Below are 24359 nucleotides of genomic sequence, written 5' to 3' on the forward strand. Positions count from 1 at the left end.
AATTCAATCTTGTCTAGTTTTGATGGCAAGTATTCTAACACTGATTGAAGGGTAAAAACTGTGTGCTTTGCAACCTAGATCAAGTTATTAACTTTTAAATCAATGCTTAATTTGCACCCAATTACGGGAGCATGTTAAAAATTTGTTCGCTAGCGAAAATTACAATTATAACATCTGAGTAGTCACTACTCAGCATCTCATAACGACATCTTACTTACCCCCTCCACTTGTGGAGGGTTTTTTTTAGCTTTTGACCACCCATAGGCCAAATACTATTACAGGCAAATTAGTGCTCTAGCATCTGCTCCGTCACACCATCTTTCATCACGTCATCAACGGTTTTCTCAATCAACTGTCTCGCAATGGTTCCAACAGGAGCAACATCAGGTAGGCTTGTTACGTCAAACCATTGAGCATCCGATAGCTCGCTGTAATCAGGCTTAAGCGTACCACCAGCATAATCTGCGAGAAAGCCCATCATCATACTTGATGGAAACGCCCATGGCTGGCTGCCAAAATAACGAATATTATCGACATCGATACCCGTTTCTTCTTTGACTTCTCTTGCCACACACTGCTCTAAGGTCTCTCCGACCTCTAGGAAGCCCGCTATCACGGTATACATACCTGTCTTATGTCTTGGGTGCTGCGCAAGCAATATCTTGTTGTCGTTTCGTACAGCGACAATGATGCACGGGAAGATACGAGGATAATGAAGTGTGCGGCAATCTCCACACTGCATCGCCACCTGGTTATGGTTGAGATGATTTCGACCACCACACTGAGGGCAAAAACGCATACTTTGAGTCATATGCCCATATTGGATGGCTTTGCTTGCAGTCAAGAAACTCACTTCAGGCCAGTGCAGTAACTCTCTTAGGCTGACCATGCTCAGCTCATTCTCCACATCACAATCGTTGAGCCAATACACCTTGCGACCTTGATGCTGACCAATACAGATTGCATGCTCCACACTCAGCCCAAGCTCTTCAGCAGAGCCAAACGGAAACTGATCATTATTAACCCAAATATCACTACCAGAAACGACGCACCAATAAGCTTGCTCTGTCATTTTGTTATCACTTTTTTTTAACATCCCTATGCCTCATTGCTTGCAGTTCGTTCATTTTACTGGCAATCTAATTTCATACTAGAGTTGTAGCAGAGAATATTTCAAGCTATTACTTTTAGTAGCTACCAATAAAACGGACCCTGCTTAGGCAATTACTTGATCACAAGGTTGTGATCAGATCATGAGGACATGGTCATGCTAAATAAATTCAAACAAATACAAGAACAATGGGGTGGCTCTAATGAGGTCATCGATCATTGGCTCGAAACTCGACAGTCTCTAATCGTTGAGTATTGTAAGCTAGGTGCCTTGCAGCCAGCTAGCAACGGGCAATCAAACGTTGTTGAACTCCCTTCCCCTAAAGAAATAAGCTCATTCTGTGATCATGTTGTCGATTATATCTCAGAGGGTCATTTTAAGATCTACGATATGGTCATGAAAAAATGGCAAGCAACAGGCTTTAAAACCAATGACGAGATTGATACAACTTACGCGAAGATCGTACTTACAACCGAGCCGCTTCTAGAATTCAATGATAAGTACGTTAAAGTAAATGCAGACGATGAGTTGCCTAACTTCGAAGGAGATATGTCCAAAGTAGGTGAACTACTCGAACTACGTTTTGAAGTAGAAGATAATCTTATCCAGCTTATTGCAGACAGTTTAGCGATTCCACCAGGCGCTTAGTTAGCCGAATCCTTAATAAGCTTGCCTCTGTACAAGCTTTTTGTTTTGTCTGTAAGGTTATCCAAACTACCCAGAACCTTTCAGACAGAGCTTACTCGCTCGCCCTGACCTTTAGCCATAAGCATATGGTTACAGCCCTAATCAGCCTAGTCATCTCTACCCTTTATCTTACTGGCCTCAAAGAGCACTCTTCAGGACATAAATCCAACCTCACCAGCTAGATAAGCACACCTATCACTTTATAAGTCATAGCTAAATACCAATACGCCAGATACAAAAAAGGCACCCGAAGGTGTAATGCCGATCAGTTAAAGCCAAAGCGATCGGTTGAAGGATCCTTCAGAGCTGTCAAAATCCAAGTGTATTTAATGCACTTGGATTTTTTTATGGATGTTTCTCAAGCTCTAAACATAATTAATGATTGGAAACCTAGCAGCGTTGAGACTTTGTCTGACTTGCTTCCAATTGAACTCATCGACGAAGCCTATTCTCTTACTGATACTGTCACGATGAGAAAGAGGAAATTAACTTTAGAATCCATGGTGTGGCTGCTTGTTGGAATGGCTATCTATAACAGTAAATCCATGAAAGATTTAGTGAACCAACTTGATATTGTCGACCGTACAGGTAAAGCTTTTGTCGCACCGAGTGCGTTAACTCAACGTCGAAAGACGTTGGGTGAAGACGCAATTAAAGCGGTCTTTGAGCGAATGACTACGTCATGGTTAAACAGTGCAAAGTTACCCCAATGGAATGGATTAACGCTGCTTGGCGTCGATGGCGTTGTTTGGCGAACGCCCGATAACCCGCAAAATGAAAAGGCATTTTCTCGACAAAAAGGGACGCAATATCCGCAAGTGAGAATGGTCTGCCAAATGGAACTAAGCAGTCACATTATTACGGCCAGTGCATTTGATAATTACAATACAAACGAAATGATATTAGCTGAAAAACTGATAGAAACAACACCAAACCATAGCGTAACAATGTTCGATAAGGGGTTCTATTCTTTAGGTTTATTACATAAATGGCAAGACTCTGGCTCAGAGCGCCATTGGCTTATCCCCCTCAAGAAAAATACACAATATGACATTGTTCAATCTTTAGGGCGAAATGACAAACTTGTTCAATTACACAGTAATCCAAGAGCTAGAAAGCTATGGCCTGATTTACCAAAGTCGATAACCGCTCGACTTGTCACTCGTAAAATTAAAGGAAAAGACTACCAAATATTAACCTCCATGACGGACTCCCTGCGTTACCCATCAAAAGATATTGCAGGCCTTTATGAGCATCGTTGGGAAATAGAGCTGGGCTACCGAGAGCAAAAACAATACATGCTTGGAAACCGTCTTACGCTGCGAAGTCGTTTACCAGAGCTGGTCAAGCAGGAGTTATGGGGCATCTTGCTTACTTACAATTTAATCCGAGATCAGATGGTCGAGCTCTGCTTCAATTTAAAGGGAAATTACCTTCCTTATCAACTGAGTTTTAACGGCACGTTAGCTCATGTATCAGCGTTACTTGTAGGCTTACCTTATTCAACACCAGGCGCAATACCTCGTCAGCTAAAGGGGTTCCACAACATGGCTGAAAGCTTAATACTTGAAGGGCGAAGGGAAAGGACATTCCCTAGAAGAGTTAAACCCAGACCACAACGGTATGCTAAGAACAAAAATGCCGTTCACTCTTAAGTGAACGGCATTACACCCGAAGGTGCCTTTTTCTTATCTCTTAGAGACTACTCGTAGAGCTTACTCTTCTGAAGAGAAACCAGCGTTTAGAAGTGCTGCTAGATTGTCAGTAGCTTGTTCAGCTGAAGGACCTTCTTGCTCTTCTTCACGTTGTTTTTGACGCTCTTGGTGGTATGCGAAACCAGTACCAGCTGGGATCAGACGACCAACAATTACGTTCTCTTTCAGACCGCGAAGGTCATCACGCTTACCAGAAACCGCAGCTTCTGTTAGTACGCGAGTCGTTTCTTGGAACGATGCAGCTGAGATGAATGACTCAGTTGCAAGAGATGCTTTAGTAATACCTAGTAGATCACGTTCGAAACGTACTAGTTCTTTACCTTCAGCTTCTAGCTTACGGTTAGCAATCTTAACATTGTGGTACTCAACTTGTTCGCCAGGTAGGAACGGAGAGTCACCAGAATGAGTGATTGTACACTTACGTAGCATTTGACGAACGATAGTCTCGATGTGCTTATCGTTAATCTTTACGCCTTGTAAGCGGTAAACTTCTTGAACTTCGTTCGCGATGTACTGAGTTACTGCGTGGATACCACGTAGACGCAGGATATCGTGTGGAGTTTCAGGACCGTCGGCGATTACATCACCACGTTCAATCTTCTCACCTTCGAACACGTTCAATTGACGATGCTTAGGAATCATCTCTTCGTAAGCGTCACCGCCTTCACGAGTGATGACTAGACGACGCTTACCTTTCGTTTCTTTACCGAAAGACACAGTACCTGTGTGCTCAGCAAGGATCGCAGGCTCTTTAGGCTTACGAGCTTCGAATAGGTCAGCTACGCGTGGTAGACCACCGGTGATATCTTTGTTTCCGCTCGATTTTTGAGGGATACGAGATAGTGTGTCACCGATGCCAACTTCAGCGCCATCTTCGATGTTTACAATCGCTTTGCCAGGTAGGAAGTAGTGAGCTGGCATATCAGTACCAGGGATCATTACGTCGTTACCTTGCTCATCAACAAGTTTGATAGCTGGACGCATATCTTTACCTGCTGCTGGGCGAGCTGCTGCGTCTGTAACTTCACTTGAAGAAAGACCCGTTAGATCGTCAGTTTGACGAGAAACTGTAATACCATCGATCATATCTACGAATTGGATACGACCTGCCACTTCAGTGATGATTGGCATGGTATGCGCTTCCCAGTTAGCTACAACTTCACCAGCAGTAACTGCTGCGTTGTCGCCTTTGGTTAGCATCGAACCGTAAGGAAGTTTGTGCTTCTCTTTAGTACGGCCGAATTCATCAATAATCGTCATCTCAGATGCACGAGAAGTGATAACCAGTTTCTTATCTTTGTTAACTACGAACTTAGCATTGTGAAGTTTCACAGTACCAGTTGTCTTAGCTTGGATGCTGTTCTCTGCTGCTGCAGTAGATGCCGCACCACCGATGTGGAACGTACGCATCGTTAGCTGTGTACCCGGTTCACCGATAGATTGTGCAGCGATAACACCAACTGCTTCACCTTGGTTCACTAGGTGACCACGTGCTAGGTCACGACCGTAACACTGTGCACAACAACCGAAGTCTGCATCACAGGTAACAACAGAGCGCACTTTCATGCTATCTACTGAGTTGTCTTCCATGATTTGACACCACTTCTCATCAATCAGAGTATTACGTGGAATCAGTACATCTTCAGTACCAGGCTTAAGAACGTCTTCAGCTACTACACGACCTAGAGCAAGCTCAGAAAGTGCAACTTTAACGTCACCACCTTCGATGTGAGGCATCATGTCGATACCTTCATGCGTGCCACAGTCATGTTCGTGTACTACAACGTCTTGAGCAACGTCTACTAGACGACGAGTTAGGTAACCCGAGTTTGCTGTTTTCAGTGCTGTATCCGCAAGACCCTTACGAGCACCGTGCGTTGAGATAAAGTACTGAAGGACGTTTAGACCTTCTTTAAAGTTCGCTGTGATCGGCGTTTCGATGATTGAACCATCTGGACGCGCCATCAGACCACGCATACCTGCTAGCTGACGAATCTGAGCTGCAGAACCACGTGCGCCCGAGTCGGCCATCATGTAGATGCTGTTGAACGATTCTTGCTGTTCTTCTTCGCCGTCACGGTTGATAACGGTTTCAGAAGATAGGTTATCCATCATTGCTTTCGCAACGCGGTCATTCGTAGATGCCCAGATATCGATAACTTTGTTGTAACGCTCACCCGCAGTAACAAGACCAGATTGGAATTGCTCTTGGATTTCGCGAACTTCTTCTTCAGCAGATTCAATTTCATCGTATTTCGCTTGAGGTACAACCATATCGTCGATACCTACAGAAACACCAGAAAGTGCAGCGTATGCAAAACCTGCGTACATGATTTGGTCAGCAAATACTACTGTATCTTTTAGACCAAGCTTACGGTAACACTCGTTAAGAAGAGTAGAGATCTGCTTCTTACCTAACTTTTGGTTAACGATGCTGTACGGTAGGCCAGCTGGAACGATTTGCCATAGCATTGCACGGCCGACAGTTGTATCAACCATCTTCGTTTCAGTAGTGCTGTTACCATCTTCGTCTACTACAGTTTCGGTGATACGTACTTTAACGCGAGCGTGTAGCTCAGCAGTCTTAGTACGGTATGCCTTTTCAGCCTCAGCAGGGCCAGCAAGGTACATACCTTCGCCTTTCACGTTGATCTTGTCACGTGTCATGTAGTAAAGACCCAATACAACGTCCTGAGAAGGTACGATGATCGGATCACCTGACGCTGGCGACAGAATGTTATTCGTCGACATCATCAGTGTACGTGCTTCAAGCTGTGCTTCTAGAGTTAGAGGCACGTGTACCGCCATTTGGTCACCATCGAAGTCGGCGTTGTATGCCGCACACACTAGTGGGTGAAGCTGAATCGCTTTACCTTCGATTAGTACTGGTTCAAACGCTTGGATACCTAGACGGTGAAGTGTAGGTGCACGGTTAAGCAGTACTGGGTGTTCGCGGATTACTTCGTCCAGGATATCCCAAACGATAGCTTCTTCGCGCTCTACCATCTTCTTAGCAGCTTTGATTGTCGTAGCCATGCCACGAGTTTCTAGCTTGCTGTAGATGAACGGCTTAAATAGCTCAAGTGCCATCTTCTTAGGAAGACCACACTGATGTAGACGAAGGTATGGACCTACTGTGATTACAGAACGGCCAGAGTAGTCTACACGTTTACCTAGAAGGTTCTGACGGAAACGACCTTGTTTACCCTTGATCATATCAGCAAGAGATTTCAGAGGACGCTTGTTAGAACCAGTGATAGCACGACCACGACGACCGTTATCTAGAAGTGCATCAACAGACTCTTGCAGCATACGCTTTTCGTTACGTACGATGATGTCCGGAGCAGCTAGCTCTAGAAGGCGCTTCAAACGGTTGTTACGGTTGATCACACGACGGTAAAGGTCGTTCAGATCTGAAGTCGCAAAACGACCGCCATCTAGTGGTACTAGAGGACGTAGATCTGGCGGCAGAACCGGAAGTACAGTCAGAATCATCCATTGCGGATCGTTACCCGATGCAATGAACGCTTCAACTAGCTTCAGGCGCTTAGTAACTTTTTTACGCTTAGTTTCTGAGTTAGTCGTTTCTAACTCTTCGCGCATTTCTTCCACTTCTTGATGAAGGTCCATTGTTGCAAGCAGATCTTTGATCGCTTCAGCACCCATCTTAGCAGTAAATTCGTCACCCCACTCTTCTAGACGATCCAGATACTCTTCTTCAGTAAGCATCTGAGATTTTTCTAGATCAGTCATACCTGGTTCAGTTACTACGTACATCTCGAAGTAAAGAACACGTTCGATATCACGTAGAGGGATATCCATTAGTAGACCGATACGAGACGGCAGTGATTTTAGGAACCAGATGTGAGCAACTGGTGAAGCTAGCTCGATGTGGCCCATGCGGTCACGACGAACTTTAGTTTGTGTAACTTCAACGCCACACTTCTCACAGATAACACCACGGTGCTTCAGGCGCTTGTATTTGCCACAAAGACATTCGTAGTCTTTAACTGGACCAAAAATACGTGCACAGAACAGACCATCACGTTCAGGTTTGAACGTACGATAGTTAATTGTTTCCGGCTTTTTAACTTCACCAAAAGACCATGAACGGATCATATCTGGTGAAGATAGACCGATTTTGATTGCATCAAATTCTTCGGTCTTATGCTGTGCTTTTAGAAAGTTTAATAAGTCTTTCACATTCAGCTCCTGTAAGGAGTTAAAGGAGCTCACTGCTGTAGCAAGCTCCCTTTTACCAAATAATCCTATCTTCTTTTAAAAAGAAGGAGGGATTACTCTTCGTCTTCTAGCTCGATGTTGATACCTAGCGAGCGAATCTCTTTCAACAGTACGTTGAACGACTCAGGCATACCAGGTTCCATGCTATGGTTACCGTCTACGATGTTCTTATACATCTTAGTACGGCCGTTAACGTCATCTGACTTAACTGTTAGCATTTCTTGTAGAGTATATGCAGCACCGTATGCTTCTAGTGCCCATACTTCCATCTCACCGAAACGCTGACCACCGAACTGAGCTTTACCACCAAGTGGTTGCTGAGTTACTAGGCTGTAAGAACCAGTTGAACGAGCATGCATCTTGTCATCAACCAAGTGGTTCAGTTTCAGCATGTACATGTAACCAACAGTTACAGGACGCTCAAACGAATCACCAGTACGACCATCAAACAGTTTAAGCTGACCAGATTCTGGCAGATCACCCAGTTTAAGTAGTTCTTTGATTAGAGACTCAGAAGCACCGTCGAACACAGGAGTAGCAATCGGTAGACCGCCACGTAGGTTCTTGATCAGTGTACGAACTTGATCATCAGACAGTTCAGCAATATCAACTTTCTGACGAGTATCACCAAGATCGTAAACCTTCTGTAGGAACTCACGGAACTTATGCAGTTCTTGTTGTTCCTTAACCATTTGGTTGATCTTGTCACCGATACCTTTCGCAGCCAAACCTAAGTGAACTTCTAGGATCTGACCGATGTTCATACGCGATGGTACACCCAGCGGGTTAAGTACGATGTCTACAGGCTGACCTTTCTCATCGTATGGCATGTCTTCAACAGGGTTAATCTTAGAGATTACACCTTTGTTACCGTGACGACCGGCCATCTTATCACCAGGCTGGATACGACGTTTAACCGCTAGGTAAACTTTAACAATCTTAAGAACGCCAGGCGCTAGATCATCACCTTGAGTGATTTTACGACGCTTAGTTTCAAACTTCTTATCGAAGTCTGCTTTTAGCTCATCCCACTGCTCAGCAAGTTGCTCAAGCTGTGTTTGTAGCGCATCGTCTTCTAGAACTTGCTCTAGCCATTGCTTACGACCGATAGTATCAAGCTTAGCTTCAGAGTAACCACCTGACAGAAGTACAGCTTTAACACGGTTAAGAAGGCCACCCTCAAGAATTTGGAACTCTTCAGTTAGGTCTTTCTTAGCTTCTTTAAGCTGCATCTGTTCGATTTCAAGTGCACGCTTGTCTTTCTCTACGCCATCGCGAGTGAAGACTTGTACATCGATGATAGTACCCGAAACAGAGTTTGGTACACGTAGAGAAGTATCTTTAACATCAGATGCTTTCTCACCGAAGATAGCACGTAGCAGCTTCTCTTCAGGAGTCAGTTGAGTTTCACCTTTAGGGGTTACTTTACCAACTAGGATGTCGCCACCCTTAACTTCAGCACCAATGTAAACGATACCTGACTCGTCTAGTTTAGACAGAGCAGACTCACCTACGTTTGGAATATCAGCTGTGATCTCTTCAGAACCCAGCTTAGTATCACGAGCCACACAAGATAGTTCTTGGATGTGGATTGTCGTGAAACGGTCTTCTTGAACTACGCGCTCAGATACTAAGATCGAGTCTTCGAAGTTGTAACCGTTCCAAGGCATGAATGCGATACGCATGTTTTGGCCAAGAGCTAGTTCACCAAGGTCTGTTGAAGGACCATCAGCAAGAACATCGCCACGTGCAACTGGTTCACCAGGAAGTACAGTTGGACGTTGGTTAATACATGTGTTTTGGTTCGAACGCGTGTACTTAGTTAGGTTGTAGATATCGATACCAGCTTCGCCAGGTACCAATTCATCTTCGTTAACCTTAACTACGATACGAGAAGCGTCTACAGACTGAACTTGACCACCACGTTTAGCAACCGCTGTAACACCAGAGTCAACTGCGATGTTACGTTCGATACCAGTACCTACTAGAGGCTTATCAGCCTTAAGTGTTGGTACAGCTTGACGTTGCATGTTGGCACCCATCAATGCACGGTTCGCATCATCGTGTTCTAGGAACGGGATAAGCGAAGCAGCGATAGATACTACTTGGTTTGTCGCAACGTCCATGTAGTCAACGTGATCGCGTGGGTGAAGACCAGATTCACCTTTTTGACGAGCTGTGATTAGCTCATCTGCAAACGTACCTTCTTCAGTAAGAATGGTGTTTGCTTGCGCGATTACGAATTGACCTTCCTGGATTGCAGACAGGTAATCAACTTCTTCTGTTACTACACCATCTACTACACGACGGTACGGAGTTTCTAGGAAACCGTAATCGTTACAACGTGCAAACGCAGATAGTGAGTTAATTAGACCGATGTTTGGACCTTCAGGCGTTTCGATCGGACATAGACGACCGTAGTGAGTTACGTGAACGTCACGTACTTCGAAGCCTGCGCGCTCACGAGTAAGACCACCAGGACCTAAAGCAGAGATACGACGTTTGTGCGTAACTTCTGACAATGGGTTGTTTTGGTCCATGAACTGTGAAAGCTGTGAAGAGCCAAAGAATTCTTTAACTGCAGCAGAGATCGGCTTAGCGTTGATAAGATCTTGAGGCATGATTGCATCAAGGTCACCAAGGCTTAGGCGCTCTTTAACGGCACGTTCTACACGAACTAGACCAACACGGAATTGGTTTTCTGCCATTTCACCTACAGAACGGATACGACGGTTGCCAAGGTGGTCGATATCGTCCACTTCACCAATACCGTTACGGATACCAATCAGTTTCTTCATCACTTCGATGATGTCTGATTCATCCAGAGTACCGCGCTCTTCTTCTTCTTCACGCTCGATAGAGCTGTTGAACTTCATACGGCCTACAGTTGATAGGTCGTAACGTTCTTCAGAGAAGAATAGGCTTTCGAATAGAGACTCTGCAGCTTCTTTCGTTGGTGGCTCGCCAGGACGCATCATGCGGTAGATTTCTACCAATGCAGAGATGCGATCTACTGTGCTATCTGCACGTAGAGTGTCTGACATGAATGGACCGTGATCTAGGTCATTCGTGAACAGAGTTTGTAGAGCCTTGTGGCCTGCTTGAGACAGGTTAGCAAGAGCTTCTAGGCTAATCTCTTGGTTCGCGCCAACGATGATCTCGCCAGTTGCTTCGTTGATGTAATCTTTAGATGCAACTTTACCAACGATGTACTCTACTGGTACTTCGATGTGCTCAACGCCATCTTTTTCAAGTTGACGGATATGGCGAGCAGTAACACGACGACCAGTCTCAACGTAAGTTTTACCGTTTGCTTCGATGTCGAATGACGCAGTTTCACCACGTAGACGATCAGGAACCAACTCCATAAGAAGAGTTTGGTCTTTAACTTCGAAGTTCACCTTGTCGAAGAACAGATCTAGGATCTCTTCAGTCGATTTACCAAGTGCACGAAGAATAATCGATGCTGGTAGCTTACGACGACGGTCGATACGTACGAATAAGTTATCCTTAGGATCGAACTCAAAGTCTAACCATGAGCCACGGTAAGGAATTACACGTGCGTTATAAAGAACTTTACCTGATGAGTGGGTCTTACCCTTATCACTGTCGAAGAACACGCCTGGGCTTCGGTGCAGCTGGGATACGATAACCCTCTCGGTACCATTAATTACGAAAGTACCATTGTCTGTCATAAGCGGAATTTCGCCCATGTAGACTTCTTGTTCTTTAATGTCTTTTACAGTACCTGCTGGTGCATCTCGATCAAAGATAACTAGACGTAGTTTTACGCGTAGTGGCTTTGAGTAAGTAACACCGCGGATTTGACATTCTTTAACGTCAAAAACTGGCTCACCAAGACGGTAGCTAACGTATTGCAGCTCAGAATTGCCGTTGTAGCTCTGAATTGGAAATACAGAACGGAAAGCAGCTTCAAGACCGTATTGACCTTCTGGATCCTGTTCGATGAATTTGTCGAAAGAATCAAGCTGGATCGATAACAGGTATGGAATGTCCAAAACTTGTGGACGAGTACCAAAATCCTTACGGATGCGCTTTTTCTCGGTATAAGAGTAAACCATGGGGTTCCTCAGCTCGCTGATAAGTGACCCAAACCACCCAAAACACTCTTCAGAGGGGGTGGTGACAAACAGCTGTTTAGTGGTAGTGAACAATCATTTCGAAAAAATGACTGTTTTTTTGCTCGGATTATGACGGTTAAACAGCGGAAATTTCGTCATAGCCCTACAGCGCAAAAAGGCCGGTGGTTAATAAACCACCAGCCATTAGCCTTGCGGCTATGAAATTAAGTAATAATTACTTGATTTCAACAGAAGCGCCAGCTTCTTCTAGCTGTGCTTTAAGAGCTTCAGCTTCAGCTTTGTCAACGCCTTCTTTAAGCGCTGCAGGAGCTGAGTCTACAAGACCTTTAGCTTCTTTAAGACCTAGGCCAGTTGCGCCACGTACAGCTTTGATAACTTGTACTTTGTTAGCGCCAGCAGCAGTTAGGATAACGTCGAATTCAGTTTGCTCAGCAGCAGCGTCGCCGCCAGCTGCGCCACCAGCTACAACTGCAGCTGCAGCTGAAACGCCGAATTTCTCTTCCATAGCTTCGATAAGCTCAACAACTTGCATTACAGACATTTCTGCAACTGCGTCTAGGATTTGCTCGTTAGTAATAGACATAACAATTCTCTTTTAAGTCAACAATAAGTTTAATTTGCAACCAGTGAAAAGCAAGGCTTAAGCCGCTGCTTCTTCTTTTTGGTCACGTAGTGCAGCGATAGTACGAACCAGCTTGCCAGCAGAAGCTTCTTTCATGCACATCATTAGGCGTGCGATAGCTTCGTCGTAAGTTGGTAGTGTCGCTAGTACTTCAGCATCAGTAACTGCGCCTTCAAATGCAGCAGCTTTGATCTCGAAATCTTTGTTCTCTTTAGCGAAGTCTTTGAAAAGACGCGCTGCAGCACCTGGGTGCTCGTTAGAGAACGCGATCAGAGTTGGACCAGTGAAAGTGTCTACTAGACACTCGTAGTCTGTACCCTGAACCGCACGGCGTGCTAGTGTGTTACGAACAACTTTCATGTAAACACCCGCTTCGCGAGCTTGTTTACGTAGAGAAGTCATTGCGCCAACTTCAACGCCACGAGAATCAGCTACAACTGCAGAAAGTGCACCACTGGCAGCTTCGTTGACTTCAGCAACAATTGCTTTTTTGTCTTGAAGATTTAAAGCCATTTGGATTAACCTCTGGTTGTGATTACAGCACCCAATACAAAATGTATTGAGCGTTTACGATGTTATTTAAAAATGAATAAATCCACTTCAAACCACAACATCGCCTACGTAGGTTTTATTAAGCTATCAATAATCTAATGAAAATCGACAGCGCCTACGGTCTTGGGATAGATGATTTCAAATTGCTTTAAAACCACCCAACCACAAATATTAGGCGCAGAAGTATACACTAAATCTGCGCCTAAGCAAATTAGTTTGCTTGAGTATCAAGACTAGCTTGATCAACAGCAACACCAGCACCCATCGTAGTAGAGATGCTTACTTTCTTCAGGTAAGAACCCTTAGCTGAAGAAGGCTTAGCTTTCTTAAGAGCAACTAGAAGTGCTTCTAGGTTCTCTTGTAGCTGGTTAGCTTCGAAAGATGCTTTACCGATAGTAGTGTGGATGATGCCGTTCTTGTCGTTACGGTAACGAACCTGACCAGCTTTAGCGTTCTTAACCGCTTCAGCAACGTTAGGAGTTACAGTACCAACTTTAGGGTTTGGCATAAGGCCGCGTGGACCTAGGATTGTACCTAGTTGACCAACAACACGCATTGCATCTGGAGAAGCAACAACTACGTCGAAGTTCATTTCGCCTTTTTTCACTTGCTCAGCAAGATCTTCCATACCAACGATATCTGCGCCAGCAGCTTTAGCAGCTTCTGCGTTTGCACCTTGAGTGAAAACAGCAACGCGGATGTCACGGCCAGTACCGTGAGGTAGCACTGTTGCGCCACGAACGTTTTGGTCAGATTTACGAGCATCGATGCCTAGGTTAACAGCAACATCTACAGACTCAACGAATTTAGCAGTCGCTAGTTCTTTAAGAAGAGCAACAGCTTCGCTGATTTCGTATTCTTTAGTTGAGTCAACTTTGTCGCGGATTACGCGCATACGCTTAGTAAGTTTAGCCATGATCTTATCCCTCTACCACTAGGCCCATTGAACGAGCAGTACCAGCAATAGAACGTTTCATTGCTTCGATGTCAGCACCAGTCATATCAGCAGCTTTAGTTTCTGCGATTTCCTGAACTTGAGCGTCAGTAACAGTACCAACTTTCTCAGTGTTTGGACGACCTGAACCAGACTTAACGCCAGCAGCTTTCTTAAGAAGAACAGCAGCAGGTGGAGTCTTAGTTACGAACGTGAAAGAACGGTCGTTGTAAACAGTAATAACTACTGGAGTAGGTAGACCTTTCTCAACAGATTCTGTTTTTGCGTTGAACGCTTTACAGAATTCCATGATGTTCACGCCGTGTTGACCTAGAGCAGGACCAACCGGTGGACTTGGGTTTGCCATACCAGCTGCAACTTGCAGTTTGATATAAGCTTCAACTTTCTTAGCCATGATATTTCCTAATATTTTGGGTACATGCGCTAGCCGCAAGGCGAGCTCCCCATAAATTCAATTAACTCTTTTTCACTTCCACAGAAGCAAAAAGGCGCGAAATTATAATCATAATTCGCGCCTTTAACAACCCTAAAAAGGTGATTTTTTATACTCTTTTATTTTGAACAACTTATGAAGTATTTATCCACAGCTTGTTCAAAACTTAGAGTTTTAGTCCAGTTTTTCAACCTGACCAAATTCAAGCTCAACCGGTGTTGCACGACCAAAGATCGATACAGATACCTTAATGCGGCTTTTCTCGTAATCTACTTCTTCAACAGTACCGTTGAAGTCAGCAAATGGACCATCGTTCACACGAACCACTTCACCCGCTTCGAACATTGTCTTAGGACGTGGAGACTCGCTCGCTTTCTCTAGACGGTTCAAGATAGCATCAGCTTCTTTATCAGTGATTGGTGCAGGACGATCAGAGGTACCACCAATGAAGCCCATAACACGCGGAATGCTGCGTACTAAGTGCCATGATTCATCATTCATGATCATTTGAACTAATACGTAGCCAGGGAAGAATTTACGTTCACTTTTACGGCGTTGGCCTGCACGCATTTCCACTACTTCTTCAGTAGGTACTAGCACATCGCCAAATAGTTCTTCCATGTTGTGCATTTTAATATGCTCGCGTAGCGACTGTGCAACACGACCTTCAAAGCCAGAAAAGGCTTGAACTACATACCAACGTTTTTTTGGAGCTTCACTCATGAATCAGAACCCTCTACACCCCAGTTGCTAGAGAAACTAGACGGACCATAATGCCGTCAATTCCCCAAAGCACTAGAGACATAACAATACATACAGCTAAAACGATCAATGTAGTTTGCATAGTTTCTTGGCGAGTAGGCCAAACAACTTTACGAATCTCCATACGAGATTCTTTTGCAAAATCGATCGCAGCTTTACCTTTAGTTGTTGTTGCTGCAACGCCTAGTGCGGCAGCAATCAGCACAACTACACCTGCAGCGCGAATTACAACAGACAATTCACCATACAGGTAATTACCCACAACAGCAGCAGCCAACAGAACAAAAGCGACAATCCACTTCATTGTATCTGCTGCACCTGAGCTATCAGGAGTTTCAGCGTTTGCTTTCATAAAACCAACCTGTGATAAGTCTTAAATATAGACGACAATAACCCCGCTGTTGCAGGGCACATTCCTTTGCGTTGCAAAACAACACATCTAACAGTCATTTTAGTCAAAAAGACCGTTTAATTCTTTGCTAAGAGCAAAAATCGATGTCAAAACATCCAACTCTTTTTTTAGCGCAGAAAAAGGGCATCAAATGATGCCCTTTTTACTAGTGGTTCGTCAAATCTTATGCAAAGATTTTAGCTACAACACCAGCACCAACTGTACGGCCACCTTCGCGGATTGCGAAACGTAGACCTTCGTCCATTGCGATTGGAGCGATTAGCTCAACAGTCATTTGAACGTTGTCACCTGGCATTACCATTTCTACGCCTTCTGGTAGAGTGATGTCGCCTGTTACGTCAGTTGTACGGAAGTAGAACTGTGGACGGTAACCTTTGAAGAAAGGAGTGTGACGGCCGCCTTCGTCTTTAGAAAGTACGTATACTTCAGACTCAAACTTAGTGTGTGGGTTGATAGAACCTTTCGCAGAAAGTACTTGACCACGTTCAACGTCATCACGCTTAGTACCACGTAGAAGTGCACCAACGTTCTCACCTGCACGACCTTCGTCAAGCAGTTTACGGAACATTTCAACACCAGTACAAGTAGTAAGAGTAGTCTCTTTGATACCAACGATTTCTACTTCGTCACCTACACGTAGGATACCGCGCTCGATACGACCAGTTACAACAGTACCACGACCTTGAATTGAGAATACATCTTCAATTGGTAGTAGGAACGGTTGGTCAACTGCACGCTCTGGCTCAGGAATGTAAGAATCTAGTGCTTCTGCAAGCTCAACGATCTTGTCTTCCCACTGCTTCTCGCCGTTTAGTGCGCCAAGTGCAGAACCTTGGATAACTGGTAGGTCATCACCTGGGAAGTCGTATTCAGAAAGAAGTTCACGAACTTCCATCTCAACTAGCTCAAGTAGCTCTTCGTCATCTACCATGTCACATTTGTTCATGAATACGATGATGTAAGGGATACCAACTTGACGACCAAGTAGGATGTGCTCACGAGTTTGAGGCATAGGGCCGTCAGTCGCAGCAACAACTAGGATACCGCCGTCCATTTGTGCAGCACCAGTGATCATGTTTTTAACATAATCCGCGTGTCCTGGACAGTCTACGTGTGCGTAGTGACGTGCTGGAGTGTCGTACTCAACGTGAGAAGTTGCGATTGTGATACCGCGCTCACGCTCTTCTGGAGCGTTATCGATAGATGCGAAATCTTTAGCAACACCGCCGTATACTTTTGCAAGAGTAGTACAGATAGCAGCAGTTAGAGTTGTTTTACCGTGGTCAACGTGGCCGATAGTACCAACGTTTACGTGCGGTTTCGTACGTTCAAATTTTTCTTTAGACATGGGGTGTCCCTCTAGGTACGGATTAGGTGGCTTAAAATAAGACCACGCAACCAAAAAAAATGGTTTTCTTTATTAAAGGAGAAGAAGCTTTAGACTGGTGCTAATACCCAGAGTCGAACTGGGGACCTCACCCTTACCAAGGGTGCGCTCTACCGACTGAGCTATATCAGCACACAAAATGAGTTGGAGCGTGCAGCGGGAATCGAACCCGCATCATCAGCTTGGAAGGCTGAGGTAATAGCCATTATACGATGCACGCAACACGTAACTCTGTTTGAGCTATTTAACCTTTAGAATATGGTGGAGAGGGACGGATTCGAACCATCGAAGGCAGTGCCAACAGATTTACAGTCTGCTCCCTTTGGCCACTCGGGAACCTCTCCAAATTTTGAGCTTTCTCTCGCTTGCCTTATAGGAAGGGAGAAAGTGGTGCCGACTACCGGAATCGAACTGGTGACCTACTGATTACAAGTCAGTTGCTCTACCTACTGAGCTAAGTCGGCACAAGTGGGGCGCATTTTATTGAATGATTTTCCACCTTGCAATAGTAAATTGAAAAAAAGTGCAAAATTCTCTGACCAAACTCCTACATACGGCTATTTAGCTCAAGGTTTACGTCTTTAACCCGCATCTAGTACAGGAAGATATTTTATTTATCTATCGCTTGATGTATTTTCCATGCACTTGTTTTGTTATCCACTATAGAGTTTTGTATGAGCCCATTTATGTCATTTGACCGCGAACGTTGGTCTGAGCTAAGGAATTTAGTTCCGATGACACTTTCTGAGAGCGACTTAAAAGAGCTTCAAGGCATCAATGAAAAGCTCACAATGGAAGAGGCAGTAGAGATCTATCTACCGCTATCTCGTCTATTGAACCTCTATGTGGCAGCCAGACAGAATAGAAACTCGGTACTCCACCAATTTCTAGATAAGAAAGAGAAAGCGCCACCTTTTATCATCGGTATTGCGGGTAGCGTAGCTGTTGGCAAAAGTACCACTGCGCGTCTGCTTAAAGCCCTACTCTCTCGCTGGGAAAACCACCCAAAAGTTGAACTAGTGACAACCGATGGCTTTTTATATCCAAACGAGGTGTTAGAAGAGAAAGGGTTGATGAGCAAAAAGGGCTTTCCTGAATCTTACGATATCAAGCGTTTAGTGAACTTTGTTTCGGATGTAAAAGCTTGCAAGAGAAATGTCACAGCCCCTGTTTACTCGCATCTTACGTACAATATTACTGATGACGTTAAGTGCGTCGACCTACCAGATGTGCTTATTATTGAAGGGCTTAATGTTTTACAAACCGGAATGAATTATCCACACGAGCCACATCGCGTGTTTATTTCAGACTTCCTTGATTTCTCACTCTATGTTGACGCTGATAGCCAACAAATCAAAGAATGGTACGTCAATCGCTTTATGAAATTCCGCGATGGCGCGTTTACTAAGCCTGGCTCTTACTTTAGTCATTACACTAAATTATCGAACCAAGCCGCATTGGACAAAGCAGAAGGTATCTGGAGTTCAATTAATGGCTTGAACCTTGAACAAAATATCCTTCCGACAAGAGAAAGGGCTCACCTGATTCTACGTAAAGGCGCAGATCATATGGTTGAAGAAGTGTTACTAAGAAAATAGTAACGCCTTAGTCGCCTTTTCTTAGCGATATCTCGCCACCAATATAGCTCTCGACACCATTCTCAGTTTTGAGCAATACAGCACCTTGTTCATCGATGCCTTGAACAACACCTTCAATTTCTCTAGGTCCAATGATCAATCTAACATTGCGACCTAAGAAATTATCCAAGCGGTTCCAACGCTCTAAAAAATTGGACATTCCTTTCAACTCGTAGTCGACAAGTGACTTATCCCAAGCATTGATCAGAGCCTGCGCTAACTGGTTACGGTCTGGCACCTTCCCATCACACACTTCTTTAAGGGAAGTCCATGGCTGGCCAATACCTGATGTTGTTGGATCCATGGATAGGTTTAGCCCTAAACCAATCACAATATGCGCAGCGCCACCAGACTGTCCTGACAGCTCGACCAAGATACCTGCAAGCTTCTTGTCATTGTGGTAAAGGTCGTTCGGCCATTTAAGCTTTACACCTTCTACGCCCATCTCTTCCAAAGCTTCAACAACAGCTACACCAACCACAAGGCTTAAGCCCATTGCGGCAGCCATCCCCGCGTCGAGTCTCCAATACATTGAAAGATAGAGGTTTGCACCAAATGGTGATACCCACTCTCGTCCACGGCGTCCACGACCCGCAGCTTGATATTCAGCAATACAGACAGAACCCGATTCGAGGGTGTTAGTGCGCTCTAATAGGTGTTGGTTTGTAGAACCTATGATGGGAATGAGTTCAAGAGAAGCATCGCGACTAACTGCAGACAATTTGTCTTGGTCAAGCATATCCAAACGACTGGCTAGTTTGTAACCCTTGCCTTGTACTCGGTAGATATCTAAACCCCACTCTTGAATACCTTTAATGTGCTTACTGATAGCCGCTCGTGATACGCCAATCATTTCACCTAGGTCTTCACCTGAATGAAACTCACCGTCAGCAAGACATCTCAATAGTGCAAGCTTGGTGCTGTGCTCTCTCATGCCAATGACTCCAAAGCCTTATCCAGGTTTGTCTCGCAGTCTCGTCCCATAAAGCGCACTTCATGTTCCAATCGAATATCGAATTTATTCAAAACGGACTGGCGCACTCGCTCTGCAAGCTTAAGGATATCCACAGCAGAAGCCTCATCATAATTGATAATAACCAATGCTTGGTTGGGGTGAACCTGAGCGCCACCTTCTGTCACACCCTTGAACTGGCATTGATCAATCAGCCAGCCAGCAGCAACTTTGATCATGTCATTACTCTCATAACCAACCATATTTGGATATAGAGCTAACAAGCGATCAAAATGATCTTTGGTGATCACAGGGTTTTTGAAGAAGCTACCCGCATTCCCTTGTACTCTAGGGTCTGGCAGCTTACTTGAACGGATAGCACACACTTCATCAAATATAGTGCGAGGGGAGAGCGTATCGGCTGCTAGGCTTTTTAACGGGCCATAGTGATTGCATGGCTCCCACTCTTTCGGCAACGTTAAACCAATCGCAACAACAATCGCTTTATCGTAGAGAGCGTGTTTGAAAATAGAATCTCGGTAACCAAAGAGACACTCTTCTTTGCTTAATCGCTTAACTGTATAAGTATCCAGACACAGGATATCGACATACTCGCATACGTCTTGTAGCTCAACACCATACGCACCAATATTCTGAATCGGAGCAGAGCCGGAACAGCCGGGTATCATTGCTAGGTTTTCTAGACCACCCAGCTCTTTATCCACACTCCACTCAACCAAGCTTGGCCAATCCTCGCCACCACTCACATGCAGTAGGTGATGACTGTCCGTCTCGGCCAGCTCAATCCCGGCTAATTTATTCACGATGACCAGGCCAGCGAAGTGCTCAGTAAAAAGCATATTACTGCCCTTACCCAGTATTAACTTAGGCAAAGCTGACCATTTAGGGTCTTTGTAAAGCGAAATAAGTTCTTCGGTAGTGGTGACTTCAACCAACGCATCACACGTCTGATCGATGGAAAAAGTATGAACATTTTTTAAACTAGCATTGAGATGGAATTGCATGGCGATATTCAATTAACTTACACTGCGGTCATTCTACAGCAGATAAACCAATGGCGCAGTGACTGAATGAACAATGTCATCATTACTCAATTAGACCCAGTAAAGGTTCCCCTAGTTAAACGTTTCTATAAAGAACATTACCCAACGGGAAAAGCGAATAAGAGTGAACTGATCTATTCGTTATTGCTGAATAACGAACTGTGCGGTGTCGTGCGTTTTCGTACAATAGAAAATAATCGCTTACTTACCGGTATGGCGATATCAAAACAACATCGTGGTCAGCAATTAGGCTCCCAGCTTATGGATTATTGTGCGCAACATACGCTTACGGAAGATGATTACTGCTTTGCGTACGCTCATCTCATCAATTTTTACGCGCGACACAAATTCGTACAAGTAGACCCTAAAGATCTACCAAATGGTTTAAGAGTTTTATACGAGCGCTATTCGAATAGCGGAAAAGATCTCATTCCTATGCATTATCAGCAAAATTGTTAGAGAATGCCTCGATTATCTAGTATTTGGTGCTATCCCTTTGGTAAAATTAAAGGTTCGCAATTTTGCATATTTTAAAGGTAAAACAGTCAATATGATTGCCAGTAGGAATCCATTCATACAGTTGCCAACCATAGCGCAGAATCCTGACAAGTTTGAAGTACTACTATCAGCGCAAGAGTTTCGAACTCGTCTACTTGATGAGATATCTCGCGCAACGACTCGTATTAGTTTAGTCGCTTTGTATCTTGAAGATGATGAGGCTGGCCGTGAGATCCTAACTGCCTTATATGAAGCAAAGCAAAAGAATCCAGAATTAGACGTGAGCGTTTGTGTCGATTGGCACCGAGCGCAGCGCGGATTGATTGGTGCAGAGTCTTCTGAAGGCAATGCAGCCATGTATAAAGAGTTTGCTGAAAGATATCAGCATTCTGTGCCTGTCTATGGCATTCCAGTTCGTGGCAAAGAAGTCTTTGGCGTATTGCACTTAAAAGGCTTTATCGTCGATGACAGCGTAATATACAGCGGTGCAAGCCTTAACAATATCTACCTGAATTACCATGACCGCTATCGCTTTGATCGTTACCACGTTTTAAACAACGCGGCTCTTGCTGACTCAATGTTTGCCTACGTACACGAACAGATGGTTGCGGACAGCGCTGTTTATGACCTGGCTGATAAGAACAAGCCTGCGACCAAAGAACTGAAACCAGCGATTCGTCAGTTTCGTGCATCATTGGCAAGGTCTCAGTATCAATTCGATGGTCAAGACGTTTCAGCAGACCAAGTTGCTGTAACACCATTAGTTGGTATCGGTAAAAGACGTAACCGTCTGAATCAGGGTATCAATCAACTCGTCGCTCAAGCTAAAGATGAAATCTTTATCTGCACACCTTACTTCAACTTCCCACCTAGCTTAGCTAAAGAAGTCAAGAAAGCGCTTAAGCGTGGCGTAAAGGTCAGCATTGTTGTTGGTGATAAGACAGCGAATGATTTCTTTATCTCACCAGAAGAAGAGTTTAAAACGATTGGTGGTTTGCCATACCTTTACGAACTGAACTTACGCCGTTTCGCTAAAGCGAATGAAGCTCATATTGCTAGCCGTAATCTATCAATTCGACTTTGGCAACACGATTCCAATAGCTTCCACCTAAAGGGCATTTGGGTAGATAAGCGCTACATGCTACTAACAGGTAATAATCTAAATCCACGCGCATGGAAGTTGGATCTAGAGAACGGTATCTTTATCCAAGATAACTACCATCACCTAACAGACAAGTTTCAGGCTGAAGTGGATAACATCCTTCAACACACTCAGCTTATCTGTACTTATAAGCAGTTAGACAAGGTAGAGAGCTACCCGATGGAAGTTCAGAAGTTGATTCGTAAGATCACTCGTGTGAAAGCCGATAGGGTGCTTAAGCAAATACTGTAGTCGATGTATTAGAGACACTATTTATCAACGCCTAGCAAACGCTAGGCGTTTTTGTATCTACGAGATAGCTATTTAGGTTTGTTTGATGGTCTTTCGAATCAACATCTCTATTTATGCATAGTGAGTGTGATAGCTTGAAGTGTTAAGCATCCTACCTTTTCCTTAGTCAGTCTCAGGGTTCCAGATACGTGTATCAGGTATGGTTTAGATAGCAGCTAAACGAGTACCAATACGAACATAATCGACAATTACCCTTTACGTATTCAAGCAATAAAGTCTCACTCCTTAGGGCGAAGTACGTACGCGATAGAGAATTTCACATAGTAAAACAATCAGATTAGTGCTCTGCTCTATTTAGCTTAAGAGTTAGAAGTGACCACCTATATTCCCAAGCAGCACCTCCCGATATATAGAGAAGTACTTCATAGCTAGCGATAAGGATCTACTACTAAAACCCAAAACACATACGCAGGAAACGATGAAAGCCTAGTCGTCAGACTAGGCTTTCTGATATGTGCCGGAATAGCATGAAGTGCAGGGGCTCGGTGCCTTTACAGCACTCATAATACCAATTAAAGTAAAAATGTGATCTAATTAAGATTGATGAATTATTGTGAAATTTAGCTATGGATAGCCTTAATAACACTGACTTCAAAAAGCTTGCGAGCCAGCAAAAAACCATTCAGATGAAGATGCGTTTACTTGCGCTCGCACACTTTAAAGACGGCCTCTCTCGTACACAAATTGCAAAATCTCTCAAAGTCAATCGAACCAGTGTCAATAAATGGGTTCGGATTTTTTTTGAAGAAGGCCTAGAAGGACTTCAAGAAAAACCTCGGACTGGTAGGCCTGCATACCTCACCGATGAGCAGCGGGCTCAACTCAGTGCCTTCATAAAAAAAGAAGCTGAATCACCTTCTGGTGGCCGCCTTGTTGGAAGCGATATACATGACTACATCGTTAAACACTTTGACAAGCACTACCACCCTAATTCCATCTATTATCTCCTCGACCACATGGGTTTTTCTTGGATAACTTCTCGTTCCAAACACCCTAAACAATCACAGCAAATACAGGACGATTTTAAAAAAATTCCAAATCGAAACGATCCTTAAGATCCCCGGCCATATTGGGCTAGAGAGTGTTGATGTCTGGTTTCAAGACGAAGCTAGGTTTGGTCAGCAGAAACACAACAACACGTCTTTGGGCTACTCGTGGAACTAGACCTCGCGTAGTAAAACAGCAGCAATTTGAATACGCTTATTTGTTTGGCTCAGTGTGCCCATCGAGAGGGATTGGTGAGGCAATGGTCGTCCCTTGGGTTAACAAAGACATCATGATAAACCATCTAGAGCAGATATCTAAAGTCACAGAAAAAGACCGTCATTCAGTGGTAATAATGGATGGCGCAGGATGGCATACCGATGATATTGCTAACCCATTTGATAATGTCAGTATTATCAAATTGCCGCCATACTCACCAGAGCTTAACCCTATAGAGCAAGTGTGGAGTTGGTTAAGGCAACACTATCTAGCAAACCAAAACTTCATTGATTATAACGATATTGTTTCGAAGGTCTGTAGCGCTTGGAATGGATTTCTTGAGTGCAAAGATCGCGTCACAAAAATGTGTACAAGAGATTGGATTGACCTGATCAGTTAATTTTCCGGATTGGTATAACAACAAACACTTTTCTTCAAATGTAAAAAAGCCCTGCTATTGCTAGCAGGGCTTCTCTAATAAGTGGCGGAGTGGACGGGACTCGAACCCGCGACCCCCGGCGTGACAGGCCGGTATTCTAACCAACTGAACTACCACTCCGCAGTGGAATAC

17 protein-coding genes, 5 tRNA genes and 1 pseudogene are annotated in these 24359 nt (G+C 44.3%); 6 read left to right on the forward strand and 17 right to left on the reverse strand.

Going from position 1 to position 24359, the window contains the following annotated elements:
- Nucleotides 1–286: 286 nt before the first annotated feature.
- Nucleotides 287–1096: an NAD(+) diphosphatase gene (gene nudC, locus BCU07_RS19920; RefSeq protein WP_102429034.1), complete on the reverse strand. Its 810-nt coding sequence runs from the start codon at nucleotides 1094–1096 to the stop codon at nucleotides 287–289.
- Nucleotides 1097–1261: 165 nt separating this feature from the next.
- Between nudC and BCU07_RS19925 the strand changes: the two genes are divergently transcribed.
- Together BCU07_RS19925 and BCU07_RS19930 are read left to right on the forward strand one after the other, a co-directional pair.
- The gene (locus BCU07_RS19925; protein WP_032546263.1) at nucleotides 1262–1759 is read left to right on the forward strand and encodes an Rsd/AlgQ family anti-sigma factor; all 498 of its coding nucleotides are present in this window, start codon (nucleotides 1262–1264) and stop codon (nucleotides 1757–1759) included.
- A gap of 386 nt (nucleotides 1760–2145) precedes the next feature.
- On the forward strand, nucleotides 2146–3453 hold the full coding sequence (locus BCU07_RS19930; RefSeq protein ID WP_413286179.1) for an IS4 family transposase: 1308 nt from the start codon (nucleotides 2146–2148) through the stop codon (nucleotides 3451–3453).
- Nucleotides 3454–3513: 60 nt separating this feature from the next.
- On the opposite strand, the gene rpoC is transcribed toward BCU07_RS19930, so the two are convergent.
- From rpoC to BCU07_RS19995, 13 genes are all read right to left on the reverse strand, one after another.
- On the reverse strand, nucleotides 3514–7716 hold the full coding sequence (gene rpoC, locus BCU07_RS19935) for a DNA-directed RNA polymerase subunit beta' (RefSeq protein ID WP_017060527.1): 4203 nt from the start codon (nucleotides 7714–7716) through the stop codon (nucleotides 3514–3516).
- A gap of 92 nt (nucleotides 7717–7808) precedes the next feature.
- A complete protein-coding gene (rpoB, locus tag BCU07_RS19940) occupies nucleotides 7809–11837 on the reverse strand; it encodes a DNA-directed RNA polymerase subunit beta (protein ID WP_017060526.1) in 4029 nt (1342 codons plus the stop codon).
- A 235-nt stretch (nucleotides 11838–12072) separates the two neighbouring features.
- Entirely contained in the window at nucleotides 12073–12441 is a 369-nt protein-coding gene (gene rplL / locus BCU07_RS19945; RefSeq protein ID WP_017060525.1) for a 50S ribosomal protein L7/L12, read from the reverse strand.
- 57 nt (nucleotides 12442–12498) lie between these two features.
- Nucleotides 12499–12993 carry a 50S ribosomal protein L10 gene (gene rplJ, locus BCU07_RS19950; RefSeq protein ID WP_017060524.1) on the reverse strand — a complete coding sequence of 165 codons (495 nt, stop codon included), beginning with the start codon at nucleotides 12991–12993 and terminating at the stop codon, nucleotides 12499–12501.
- A gap of 250 nt (nucleotides 12994–13243) precedes the next feature.
- Nucleotides 13244–13948 (reverse strand): 50S ribosomal protein L1, encoded by a 705-nt coding sequence (gene rplA / locus BCU07_RS19955; RefSeq protein WP_017063651.1) that lies wholly within the window; start codon nucleotides 13946–13948, stop codon nucleotides 13244–13246.
- 4 nt (nucleotides 13949–13952) lie between these two features.
- Nucleotides 13953–14381, reverse strand: a complete 429-nt coding sequence (gene rplK / locus BCU07_RS19960) for a 50S ribosomal protein L11 (RefSeq protein WP_010435555.1) — start codon at nucleotides 14379–14381, stop codon at nucleotides 13953–13955.
- 213 nt (nucleotides 14382–14594) lie between these two features.
- The gene (gene nusG / locus BCU07_RS19965; RefSeq protein ID WP_010435556.1) at nucleotides 14595–15143 is read right to left on the reverse strand and encodes a transcription termination/antitermination protein NusG; all 549 of its coding nucleotides are present in this window, start codon (nucleotides 15141–15143) and stop codon (nucleotides 14595–14597) included.
- Between the two features lie 13 nt (nucleotides 15144–15156).
- Nucleotides 15157–15534 carry a preprotein translocase subunit SecE gene (gene secE / locus BCU07_RS19970; protein ID WP_010435558.1) on the reverse strand — a complete coding sequence of 126 codons (378 nt, stop codon included), beginning with the start codon at nucleotides 15532–15534 and terminating at the stop codon, nucleotides 15157–15159.
- Nucleotides 15535–15757: 223 nt separating this feature from the next.
- Nucleotides 15758–16942, reverse strand: a complete 1185-nt coding sequence (gene tuf / locus BCU07_RS19975; RefSeq protein ID WP_010435158.1) for an elongation factor Tu — start codon at nucleotides 16940–16942, stop codon at nucleotides 15758–15760.
- Nucleotides 16943–17037: 95 nt separating this feature from the next.
- A tRNA-Thr gene (locus BCU07_RS19980) sits at nucleotides 17038–17113 on the reverse strand.
- 13 nt (nucleotides 17114–17126) lie between these two features.
- Nucleotides 17127–17201 (reverse strand) — tRNA-Gly (locus tag BCU07_RS19985).
- A gap of 39 nt (nucleotides 17202–17240) precedes the next feature.
- Nucleotides 17241–17325, reverse strand: a tRNA-Tyr gene (locus tag BCU07_RS19990).
- 44 nt (nucleotides 17326–17369) lie between these two features.
- Nucleotides 17370–17445, reverse strand: a tRNA-Thr gene (locus BCU07_RS19995).
- A gap of 210 nt (nucleotides 17446–17655) precedes the next feature.
- Here BCU07_RS19995 and coaA point away from each other — a divergent pair.
- Complete coding sequence (gene coaA / locus BCU07_RS20000) at nucleotides 17656–18579, forward strand: type I pantothenate kinase (RefSeq protein WP_017066910.1); 924 nt, start codon at nucleotides 17656–17658, stop codon at nucleotides 18577–18579.
- A gap of 7 nt (nucleotides 18580–18586) precedes the next feature.
- Here the strand turns inward: coaA and birA are convergent, their stop codons facing one another.
- Nucleotides 18587–19552: a bifunctional biotin--[acetyl-CoA-carboxylase] ligase/biotin operon repressor BirA gene (gene birA, locus BCU07_RS20005; protein ID WP_017059800.1), complete on the reverse strand. Its 966-nt coding sequence runs from the start codon at nucleotides 19550–19552 to the stop codon at nucleotides 18587–18589.
- Nucleotides 19549–20595: a UDP-N-acetylmuramate dehydrogenase gene (gene murB / locus BCU07_RS20010; protein ID WP_102429266.1), complete on the reverse strand. Its 1047-nt coding sequence runs from the start codon at nucleotides 20593–20595 to the stop codon at nucleotides 19549–19551. Before murB ends, birA begins: the two co-directional genes overlap by 4 nt.
- 66 nt (nucleotides 20596–20661) lie before the next feature.
- On the opposite strand from murB, the gene BCU07_RS20015 reads away from it, so the two are divergent.
- The 3 genes and pseudogenes from BCU07_RS20015 (at nucleotide 20662) to BCU07_RS20025 (ending at nucleotide 24188) form a co-directional block, all read left to right on the forward strand.
- Nucleotides 20662–21093, forward strand: coding sequence for a GNAT family N-acetyltransferase (locus tag BCU07_RS20015; protein ID WP_102429265.1), 432 nt, complete (start codon nucleotides 20662–20664; stop codon nucleotides 21091–21093).
- Between the two features lie 91 nt (nucleotides 21094–21184).
- Complete coding sequence (gene pssA, locus BCU07_RS20020) at nucleotides 21185–22525, forward strand: CDP-diacylglycerol--serine O-phosphatidyltransferase (RefSeq protein ID WP_102319992.1); 1341 nt, start codon at nucleotides 21185–21187, stop codon at nucleotides 22523–22525.
- 626 nt (nucleotides 22526–23151) lie between these two features.
- Nucleotides 23152–24188, forward strand: a pseudogene (locus BCU07_RS20025) (IS630 family transposase).
- Between the two features lie 82 nt (nucleotides 24189–24270).
- Here BCU07_RS20025 and BCU07_RS20030 read toward each other — a convergent pair.
- A tRNA-Asp gene (locus tag BCU07_RS20030) sits at nucleotides 24271–24347 on the reverse strand.
- Nucleotides 24348–24359: the final 12 nt, after the last annotated feature.

Origin of the sequence: Vibrio sp. 10N.261.54.E10, from assembly GCF_002877735.2 — a bacterium.
GTDB classification, from domain to species: Bacteria; Pseudomonadota; Gammaproteobacteria; order Enterobacterales; family Vibrionaceae; genus Vibrio; species Vibrio crassostreae_C.

Excerpts from the sequence above, each read along its gene's own strand:
- nudC (WP_102429034.1), bottom strand. The coding sequence starts at position 1,096 with ATGTTAAAAAAAAGTGATAACAAAATGACAGAGCAAGCTTATTGGTGC.
- BCU07_RS19925 (WP_032546263.1), top strand. The coding sequence starts at position 1,262 with ATGGTCATGCTAAATAAATTCAAACAAATACAAGAACAATGGGGTGGC.
- BCU07_RS19930 (WP_413286179.1), top strand. The coding sequence starts at position 2,146 with ATGGATGTTTCTCAAGCTCTAAACATAATTAATGATTGGAAACCTAGC.
- rpoB (WP_017060526.1), bottom strand. The coding sequence starts at position 11,837 with ATGGTTTACTCTTATACCGAGAAAAAGCGCATCCGTAAGGATTTTGGT.
- rplL (WP_017060525.1), bottom strand. The coding sequence starts at position 12,441 with ATGTCTATTACTAACGAGCAAATCCTAGACGCAGTTGCAGAAATGTCT.
- rplJ (WP_017060524.1), bottom strand. The coding sequence starts at position 12,993 with ATGGCTTTAAATCTTCAAGACAAAAAAGCAATTGTTGCTGAAGTCAAC.
- rplA (WP_017063651.1), bottom strand. The coding sequence starts at position 13,948 with ATGGCTAAACTTACTAAGCGTATGCGCGTAATCCGCGACAAAGTTGAC.
- rplK (WP_010435555.1), bottom strand. The coding sequence starts at position 14,381 with ATGGCTAAGAAAGTTGAAGCTTATATCAAACTGCAAGTTGCAGCTGGT.
- nusG (WP_010435556.1), bottom strand. The coding sequence starts at position 15,143 with ATGAGTGAAGCTCCAAAAAAACGTTGGTATGTAGTTCAAGCCTTTTCT.
- secE (WP_010435558.1), bottom strand. The coding sequence starts at position 15,534 with ATGAAAGCAAACGCTGAAACTCCTGATAGCTCAGGTGCAGCAGATACA.
- tuf (WP_010435158.1), bottom strand. The coding sequence starts at position 16,942 with ATGTCTAAAGAAAAATTTGAACGTACGAAACCGCACGTAAACGTTGGT.
- coaA (WP_017066910.1), top strand. The coding sequence starts at position 17,656 with ATGAGCCCATTTATGTCATTTGACCGCGAACGTTGGTCTGAGCTAAGG.
- birA (WP_017059800.1), bottom strand. The coding sequence starts at position 19,552 with ATGAGAGAGCACAGCACCAAGCTTGCACTATTGAGATGTCTTGCTGAC.
- murB (WP_102429266.1), bottom strand. The coding sequence starts at position 20,595 with ATGCAATTCCATCTCAATGCTAGTTTAAAAAATGTTCATACTTTTTCC.
- BCU07_RS20015 (WP_102429265.1), top strand. The coding sequence starts at position 20,662 with ATGAACAATGTCATCATTACTCAATTAGACCCAGTAAAGGTTCCCCTA.
- pssA (WP_102319992.1), top strand. The coding sequence starts at position 21,185 with ATGATTGCCAGTAGGAATCCATTCATACAGTTGCCAACCATAGCGCAG.